This window comes from Luteibacter sp. KNZ12-1A (assembly GCF_056755675.1).
Map to the genome: position 1 here is coordinate 1 of NZ_JBPGXU010000148.1, position 7,218 is coordinate 7,218.

Annotated in this window: 8 protein-coding genes; 4 read left to right on the top strand and 4 right to left on the bottom strand. The window is 66.9% G+C overall.

The features are described from left to right. Positions 1 to 106: 106 nt before the first annotated feature. Complete coding sequence (locus tag ACR9ZJ_RS18375) at positions 107 to 991, bottom strand: EamA family transporter (RefSeq protein WP_481288576.1); 885 nt, start codon at positions 989 to 991, stop codon at positions 107 to 109. After that, positions 988 to 1,776: an AMP nucleosidase gene (locus ACR9ZJ_RS18380; protein ID WP_481281739.1), complete on the bottom strand. Its 789-nt coding sequence runs from the start codon at positions 1,774 to 1,776 to the stop codon at positions 988 to 990. The genes ACR9ZJ_RS18375 and ACR9ZJ_RS18380 overlap by 4 nt, the downstream gene beginning before the upstream one ends. Positions 1,777 to 1,970: 194 nt before the next feature. Between ACR9ZJ_RS18380 and ACR9ZJ_RS18385 the strand changes: the two genes are divergently transcribed. After that, positions 1,971 to 2,915 carry a DegV family protein gene (locus ACR9ZJ_RS18385; RefSeq protein WP_481288577.1) on the top strand — a complete coding sequence of 315 codons (945 nt, stop codon included), beginning with the start codon at positions 1,971 to 1,973 and terminating at the stop codon, positions 2,913 to 2,915. An 11-nt stretch (positions 2,916 to 2,926) separates the two neighbouring features. Further along, positions 2,927 to 3,562, top strand: a complete 636-nt coding sequence (locus tag ACR9ZJ_RS18390) for a DUF4124 domain-containing protein (protein WP_481288578.1) — start codon at positions 2,927 to 2,929, stop codon at positions 3,560 to 3,562. 172 nt (positions 3,563 to 3,734) lie between these two features. On the opposite strand, the gene ACR9ZJ_RS18395 is transcribed toward ACR9ZJ_RS18390, so the two are convergent. Further along, entirely contained in the window at positions 3,735 to 5,120 is a 1,386-nt protein-coding gene (locus tag ACR9ZJ_RS18395) for an Hsp70 family protein (RefSeq protein ID WP_481288579.1), read from the bottom strand. Positions 5,121 to 5,201: 81 nt separating this feature from the next. Then, positions 5,202 to 5,984 (bottom strand): SDR family oxidoreductase, encoded by a 783-nt coding sequence (locus ACR9ZJ_RS18400; RefSeq protein ID WP_481281742.1) that lies wholly within the window; start codon positions 5,982 to 5,984, stop codon positions 5,202 to 5,204. 69 nt (positions 5,985 to 6,053) lie between these two features. Between ACR9ZJ_RS18400 and ACR9ZJ_RS18405 the strand changes: the two genes are divergently transcribed. Beyond that, on the top strand, positions 6,054 to 6,854 hold the full coding sequence (locus ACR9ZJ_RS18405) for an ABC transporter ATP-binding protein (RefSeq protein ID WP_481281743.1): 801 nt from the start codon (positions 6,054 to 6,056) through the stop codon (positions 6,852 to 6,854). A gap of 44 nt (positions 6,855 to 6,898) precedes the next feature. Next, entirely contained in the window at positions 6,899 to 7,111 is a 213-nt protein-coding gene (locus ACR9ZJ_RS18410) for a hypothetical protein (protein ID WP_481281744.1), read from the top strand. Positions 7,112 to 7,218 lie beyond the last annotated feature (107 nt).

Below are 7,218 nucleotides of genomic sequence, written 5' to 3' on the forward strand. Positions count from 1 at the left end.
CAGCGGGCCAGGTTGCAGCAAGCACCCATCGCCGACAAAGTCGGCTCCCACCAGGGTCGAGTTCCCACACCGAGTGCCCGGGCGTATTGCCGCCTATCGAGCAACCTCAAGCGACGGCGACACCGCGACGCCGAAGGTAAGGCGCGAGGACGAAGCAGGCGACACCCATCAGCATCACCACGATGCCACCCCACACGGCGGGCTCGAAACGCTCGTCGAACACGAGGTACGAGGTGAAGATGCCGGACACCGGCACGATCAATGACAACGGCGCCACCGATGTCGCCGGGTATTTCTTCATGAGGTTGTTCCACACCATGTAACCGAACACGGTGGTCACATAGGCCTGGAACAGCACCGATCCGGCCGCCCGCCAACTCACTCCGTGAGCAAGGGCCTGAAAGGGAGCCAGTCCGTGGACGACATAGGTGAGGATGAACAGCAGCGGCGCGGAGAACACGCTCGACCAAGCGACGAACGCGATCATGTCGGCCGGCTTGTACCGCTTCACGATGAGGTTGCAGACGCTCCAGCTGAACGCCGCCAGCAAGACCAGCGCGATGCCGACGGCGGTGGACGTACCTTCGATATGGCTTATCACGATCACCAGGCCAGCCGCCGCCAGCAGCATGCCCGCCCATTGAGGCATGTGGATGCGTTCGCGAAGGAACACCGCGCTCGACAGGACGGTGAAGAACGCGCTGAACTGCAACACCAGCGATGAAAGCCCTGGCGACATCCCCTTGGCCATGGCCAGGTTCACGACCCACCAGAGACCGACGCCGAACAGCACGCCGTACGCCGCCAATGCCGCGACGGGCACGTCACGCGGCCGGCGCAGGAACAACACCAGCGGAAACGCGGTGAAGGTGAAGCGCAGTCCGGTAAGGAGGAAGGGATCGAGGTCGCGCAGGCCCACCTCGATCACGGAAAAATTGCTTCCCCATATCAGTGCGACGAGTACGCCCAGGAGCAGGTCTGCGGGTTTCATGGCTCGCCATCGTCTTCGAAGCGCAGGTGCTTCACGCTGCGGCCGTGGCGGCGGACGAGCTTCAACGCTTCGACGCCCACCTTGATATGCCGTTCGACGAAGGTGGCCGTGACCGCGGCGTCGCTGGTTTCGGTCTTCACGCCTTCCGGGATCATCGGCTGATCGGACACGAGCAGGAGCGCGCCGCAGGGGATGTGGTTGGCGAAGCCGGCGGCGAAGATGGTCGCGGTTTCCATGTCGATCGCCATGCTGCGGGTGCGACGCAGGTATTCCTTGAAGCCGTCGTCGTGTTCCCAGACCCGGCGGTTCGTCGTGTAGACGGTGCCCGTCCAGTAGTCGTGGCCGAGGTCGCGGATCATGGTGGACACCGCGCGCTGCAACTGGAACGCCGGCAGGGCCGGCACTTCCGGCAGGAGGTAGTCGTTCGAGGTGCCCTCGCCCCGGATCGCGGCGATCGGCAGGACCAGGTCGCCGATGGCGTTCTTCTTCTTGAGGCCGCCGCACTTGCCCAGGAATAGCACGGCCTGGGGTTCGATCGCGCTGAGCAGGTCCATGACCGTCGCCGCGTTGGGGCTGCCCATGCCGAAGTTGATCAGCGTGATGCCGTCGGCCGTCGCGTTGGGCATGGGCCGGTCGCGCCCGTGCACCTCCACGCCGTGCTCCAGGGCGAAGCGCTCCACGTAGTGGCCGAAGTTGGTCAGCAGGATGTGCCGGCCGAATGCCTCCACGGGCGTGCCCGTGTACCTGGGCAGCCAGTTGGAGACGATCTCGTTCTTGGTTTTCATGTCGAATCCGGGTGCGCATGCGCCGGCGGCGTTCGCCTTTGCCTGCCGACGGCGCGGTTACCGGCGACGCCACGCCGGCGGAGTGCCAAATTCATTCGCGCAAGTGTAGCATCCGGCCCAGCGGGGCAAGCCGGGACGCATCGGGTGTTTCGGGCGCCGCGGGCCGTCAGGCCTACGATGGGGGGTGGTGCCCGATGCGAATCGGCGTAGCGATCGACGCGGCCTGCGACCTGCCGCAGGATTTCCTGGAGCGCAACGGTATCGCGGTGATGCCCATCGCCGTGAAGGTGGACCTGCAACGCTTCAAGGACGACCGCGACCCGGTCGAGATCCAGCGTTTCCGCAACCAGAAGCTGGGCAGCCGCAGCCATTCGGCCGAAACCGAGGCAAGCTCGGTGGAAGACGTGCAGAACCTCTTCCTCCAGCGGATGGTGAAGGAATACGACTGCGTCGTCTGCCTCACCATCATGGCCACGCGCAGCCCCATCCACGACAACGTGATCAAGGCGAGCTTCGCGATCCTCAAGAACTACCGGCCGATCCGCGAAGCCGCCGGCATCGGCGGCCCCTTCCTGATGCGCGTGGTCGATACCCGCAACATCTTCGCCGGCTCGGCGCCGGTGGTGGTCGAGGCGGTGCGAACGATCCAGGCGGGCAAGTCCCCCGCCGAGGTACGCGAACGCGCCGCCCATATCGCCGATTGTTCCTACGGCTACATGCTGCCGCGCGACCTCAACTATCTCCGTTCCCGAGCCCGCAGCAAGGGCGACCGAAGCGTGAGCTTCCTGAGTTCCATGCTCGGTACCGCGCTGGATATCAAGCCGATCCTGCGCGCGCACAAGGGTGAAACCGGGCCGGTGGGCAAGGTCAGGGGCTTCGAGCATGGTGCGCAGACGTTGTTCGACTACGCCGCGAAGCGCGTGCAGGCCGGTTTGCTCGTGCCTTCGCTCTCGCTCAGCTACGGCGGCGATCTCGACGACATGCGCAACCTGCCCGGCTACCAGGCGCTCACGCGCATTTGCGCCGAGGCCGGCGTGGAGATATTGGAGAGCCCGATGGGTATCACGGGCATGGTCAACGTCGGCGAAGGCGCGATGACACTCGGCCTCGCTTCCGAAGAACACGTGGCCGAGTTCTGAGCATGCTTCCCATGCGCGTCCTGCTCGCCGCCCTCGCCCTGGCGACGGGCGGCGACGTGGCGGCGGAAACCGTCTACAAGTGCCAGGCCGGTGGACAGACGATCTACCAGCAGACACCCTGCGCGAAGAATCAGCGCCAGCAGGCGATCCAGCTGCAGGACTCCGCACCGGCGGACGGGCGCGTGGCACCGATGCCCGGGCCGCCGCCATCGCGCGAGGCGGTCGACGAGACACCCCCGCCGGCGGCACCCGTGGCCCCGGCTCCCGTGCTCTACGGCTGCATCCGCGCCACCGACGGCAAGCCGTACACCAGCGACAACGGCCATCCCGAGCCATACATGGCGCCGCTCGGCGTGCTCGGCGCCATCACCCCGTCGCTCGCCGATACCTATGGCAGCCGCGACGCGGCGGTCGCTTCCGCGCCGGAACTCAACCGCGGCAAGGGCAATGCGGCGGCGGTGGCGACCAGCAACTACGTATGGGTGCAGGACCAGTGCCGCCGGCTCAGCCCCACCGAGGCCTGCCAGGCCTTGCGCGGCGACGCCGAGGCGAACCAGCGGCTGCTCCGCAACGCGTTCAAGAGCGAGCGCGCTCCACTGGAGGCGAAGGATGCACGGCTACAGGCACAGTTGAAGGGCTGCGGGTAGGCTGCTGAAGGCTTGCCGATACCCGATGGCGGGAGCCTCAGCCCTTGTGGAAGCTGCCGCTCCTGTGGAAGCCGCTGTTCTTGTGGGAGCCGCTTCAGCGGCGATGGGTGCTTGCATTGACCCGGCCCGCTGCCGCGGGATCGCCGACAAGGTCGGCTCCCACAAAGCTCGATCAGGCTGCTGCCACCGCGAGTCCGGACACCACGCCCAGCGAGGGGTCGCCTTCGACCATGGGAATGCCCGGGAAGCTGTCGCGTACGGCCGCCTTCACGATCGGCGAGCGCGAGGTGCCGCCGGTGAGGAACACGCTGGCGGGCACGCCGGGCCATTCCTCGCGGACCTCGGCGAGCAGGCGCTGCATGCGGTGGATGAACGGCTCCACCGCTTCGTCCATGTCGGCGCGAGCGATGCCCACGCCGAGGCCGTGTTCGAGGAAGCCGAGATCGGCGTGGGTGTCGTCGACGGTGCTCAAGGCGATCTTGCTGCGCTCCGCGACCTGGTTGAGGCGTGTCGTGGCGCCCGGCTGCTGCAACGCGCGCAACCGCGACTGCCAGGGTTCGTCGACCATGCGGTAATCCTGGCGGCGGAACTCGCGCTGCTTCGGCAGGTTGTGCACGCTGGCCGCTTCGACGAAATGATGTACGGGCACGCGGGTGACGTTGTTGCCCAGCTGAGGCATGAAGCTATGCATGCTGAGGTTGATGTCGAGATCGGTGCCACCCTTGGCCAGGCCCCACGTGCGGACGATCCGGGGCAGTTCATCGCCGCCCAGCTCGGCGAAGGCGACGTCGGTGGTACCGCCGCCGATGTCGACGATGAGCGCGGCCTGCCGTGTCGTGAGCCGCTTGTGATAGTGCATCGCCGCCGCCGCGGGTTCCTCCAGGAACGAAATGCCGTCGAAGCCCGCCACGGCGGCCGCTTCGCGGAGGATCTCCACCGCCTGTTCCGATCCCTTCTCGCCCATGGAACTGCGGAAGTGCACCGGCCGTCCGATCACCGCGGTGCGCACGGCCTCGCCGAGCTGGCGGCTGGCGGCGAGGCGTATGTGCTCGAGGATGTGCGTGGCGATGTGCACGATCACCTTGCGCACTTGCGGATCGAGGCGATAGCCCAGCATCGACTTCGGCGATTCGATGAGGTTGCCGTCGCCGTACTCGAGATAGGCTTCGACGGCCTCGTCGCCGAACAGCGCATGCTGGAAGCTTTCCACCGTCGCGGTCGGCGATTCGGCGGCGCGGCGCTCCATCCACTGGCGGCGCACCGTGCGCAACGCGTCGCGACGCAGTTCGTTGTCGCCGCGTTCGACGAAGGCGCCACCGCGCTGCTGCGCTTCCGTCGCGAACTGACGCTGCTGGGCGCGTGCCGAGCGGATGTGGGCCTCGACCTGGGCGTCGAGTTCCGGCGTCAGCTGGAAGTCGTTCGGATCGGGCACCACTTCGGGAAAGAAGACGGCCGTGCGAAATTGCCTGGCCTCGCCGAAGTGGATCAGGGTCAGTTCGTCGCCGACGAAGGTCGCGGCGGCGGAATAGCTCGTGCCGAAGTCGATACCGATGTTCATGGGGCTCTCGGGGGCAAGACAGGCGGGCGGCATGGCGCGGCGGCGCGCCGGCGGCCCCGGGGAACCGCCTATCTTAAGGCCTCAGAAGCCGTAGCGCAGGAATCCGCCATCCACGGCGACGACTTCGCCGGTGACGTAGCTCGATGCCGGCAGGCAGAGGAAGGCCACGGCCCCGGCCACTTCCTCGGGCTCGCCGATGCGGCCCATGGGCGTCCGCTCCAGCACTTCCTCCAGGTATTCGGAGTCCGCGAGCGCGGGCTCGCTGCGTTGCGTGCGGATGTACCACGGCGCCACCGCGTTGACGCGGATGCCGTCCTCCGCCCATTCGACCGCGAGGTTCCGGGTCATCTGGTGCAGCGCGGCCTTGGTCATCCCATAGGGTGAACCTGTACGTACATGCGTGATGCCGGAGACCGACCCGACATTCACGATCGCCGCGTTGGCGTGCTGGACCAGGTGCGGATAGGCCAGCCGGCTCATTTCGAAGGCGGAGAACACGTTCAGTTCGAAGAGCGCGCGGTATTCGTCCTCCTCGTAGTCCAGCGTCGGACGCGGCGTGTTGCCACCGACGTTGTTCACCAGGATGGAAAGGTTCATGCCAAGGTCGACGATCCAGTCGAACACGGCCAGGCGGTCCTCGTGGTCGGAGAGGTCGGCCGCCATGCCCAGCACTTCCACGTCGGGACATTCCTCGGCCAGCTCGTCGCGCACTTCCTGCAGGACGAGTTCATCGCGCGCCACCAGCAGCACGTCGGCGCCGAGGACGGCCAGTTCGCGCGCGCAGGCGTAACCGATACCCTTGCTGGCGCCGGTGACCAGGGCGGTGCGCCCGTCGAGGCGCCAACTGGAAAGTCGTGGATGCATGTCGGTCTCCTTTGGAACGATCGTACAAGGTATCGCCGCCGGCTCCGAGGGGCCGGTATGCTCGGGAACATGGATACTTCGACACCGCTGCTCTCCATCGACCGCGCCACCGTCCTCCGCGAAGGCCGCGCGTTGCTCGACAGGTTTTCGCTCACCGTCGCCCAGGGCCAGCACACGGCCATCCTCGGGCCCAACGGTTCGGGTAAGTCGACCCTGGTGAAACTGATCGAACGACGGGTCTACCCGCTCGTCCACGACGACGGCTCGGCCGTGGTGCGCATCTTCGGACGCGATCGCTGGAACGTGGCGGAGTTGCGTTCGCTGCTCGGCGTCGTCTCGTCGGACCTTCGCCGGGAGTTCGAGGCCAGTAACGAGGTCGCGTTGAACGCCGTGTTGTCCGGCTTTTTCGCCTCGATGACGCTGGGCCTCGACCACGCGGTCGACGATGGCATGCGCCGGCGCGCCGTGGAGGCACTGGAACGGGTCGGTGCGTCGCACCTGGCGGCACGCGACGTCTCGACCTTGTCGACCGGCGAGGCGCGTCGCGTGCTGATCGCGCGGGCACTGGTCCACCGTCCCCGGGCGCTGCTGCTGGACGAGCCCTGCGCCGGACTCGATCCCGGCACGCGCCGGCGCTTCCTCGACCTGTTGCGCGAGCTCGCGCGCGACGGCACCACCTTGTTGCTGGTCACGCACCATGTCGAGGAAATCGTGCCGGAGATCGGCCACGTGGTGATGCTGCGCGACGGCGCGTTGTTCGACCAGGGCGCCAAGGAGCGGCTGCTGGCGGACGAGCACCTGTCCGACCTGTTCGGCTGGCGCATGGAAGTGGAACGGACCGACGGTTTCTACGGTGCGCGATTGCGCTGACCCGGTAGCCGCGCGAGACTCGGGTCAGCCCGGAGGACCGCGTCATGATCCGTATCGCACTGCCCGTCGTGGTCGCGCTCGCTTGCGTGGCCTGTTCGAAACCACCGCAACCGAACGAGCCGCCGGCGCCACAGGCGCGCGTCGAAACCCCGTGGGATTCGATGCAGGCGCAGAAGAAGAAAGCGCAGGACGTGCAGAAGGCCGTCGACGACCAGGCCAAGGCACAGGCCAAGGCGATCGAGGCACAGGCGCAATAGCCGGGTTACCGCGGCTCATCGCCGACAGGGTCGGCGCCAGTCTCATATAAACAAATCCGAGCCCCCGAGACCACACTACATCTCGGAATGGGGGGTAAGGGTGAAAA

What these genes read in the sequence shown, in the direction of transcription:
- ACR9ZJ_RS18410 (WP_481281744.1), top strand. Translation starts at nt 6,899, where the DNA reads ATGATCCGTATCGCACTGCCCGTCGTGGTCGCGCTCGCTTGCGTGGCC.
- ACR9ZJ_RS18390 (WP_481288578.1), top strand. Translation starts at nt 2,927, where the DNA reads ATGCGCGTCCTGCTCGCCGCCCTCGCCCTGGCGACGGGCGGCGACGTG.
- ACR9ZJ_RS18400 (WP_481281742.1), bottom strand. Translation starts at nt 5,984, where the DNA reads ATGCATCCACGACTTTCCAGTTGGCGCCTCGACGGGCGCACCGCCCTG.
- ACR9ZJ_RS18375 (WP_481288576.1), bottom strand. Translation starts at nt 991, where the DNA reads ATGAAACCCGCAGACCTGCTCCTGGGCGTACTCGTCGCACTGATATGG.
- ACR9ZJ_RS18385 (WP_481288577.1), top strand. Translation starts at nt 1,971, where the DNA reads ATGCGAATCGGCGTAGCGATCGACGCGGCCTGCGACCTGCCGCAGGAT.
- ACR9ZJ_RS18395 (WP_481288579.1), bottom strand. Translation starts at nt 5,120, where the DNA reads ATGAACATCGGTATCGACTTCGGCACGAGCTATTCCGCCGCCGCGACC.
- ACR9ZJ_RS18405 (WP_481281743.1), top strand. Translation starts at nt 6,054, where the DNA reads ATGGATACTTCGACACCGCTGCTCTCCATCGACCGCGCCACCGTCCTC.
- ACR9ZJ_RS18380 (WP_481281739.1), bottom strand. Translation starts at nt 1,776, where the DNA reads ATGAAAACCAAGAACGAGATCGTCTCCAACTGGCTGCCCAGGTACACG.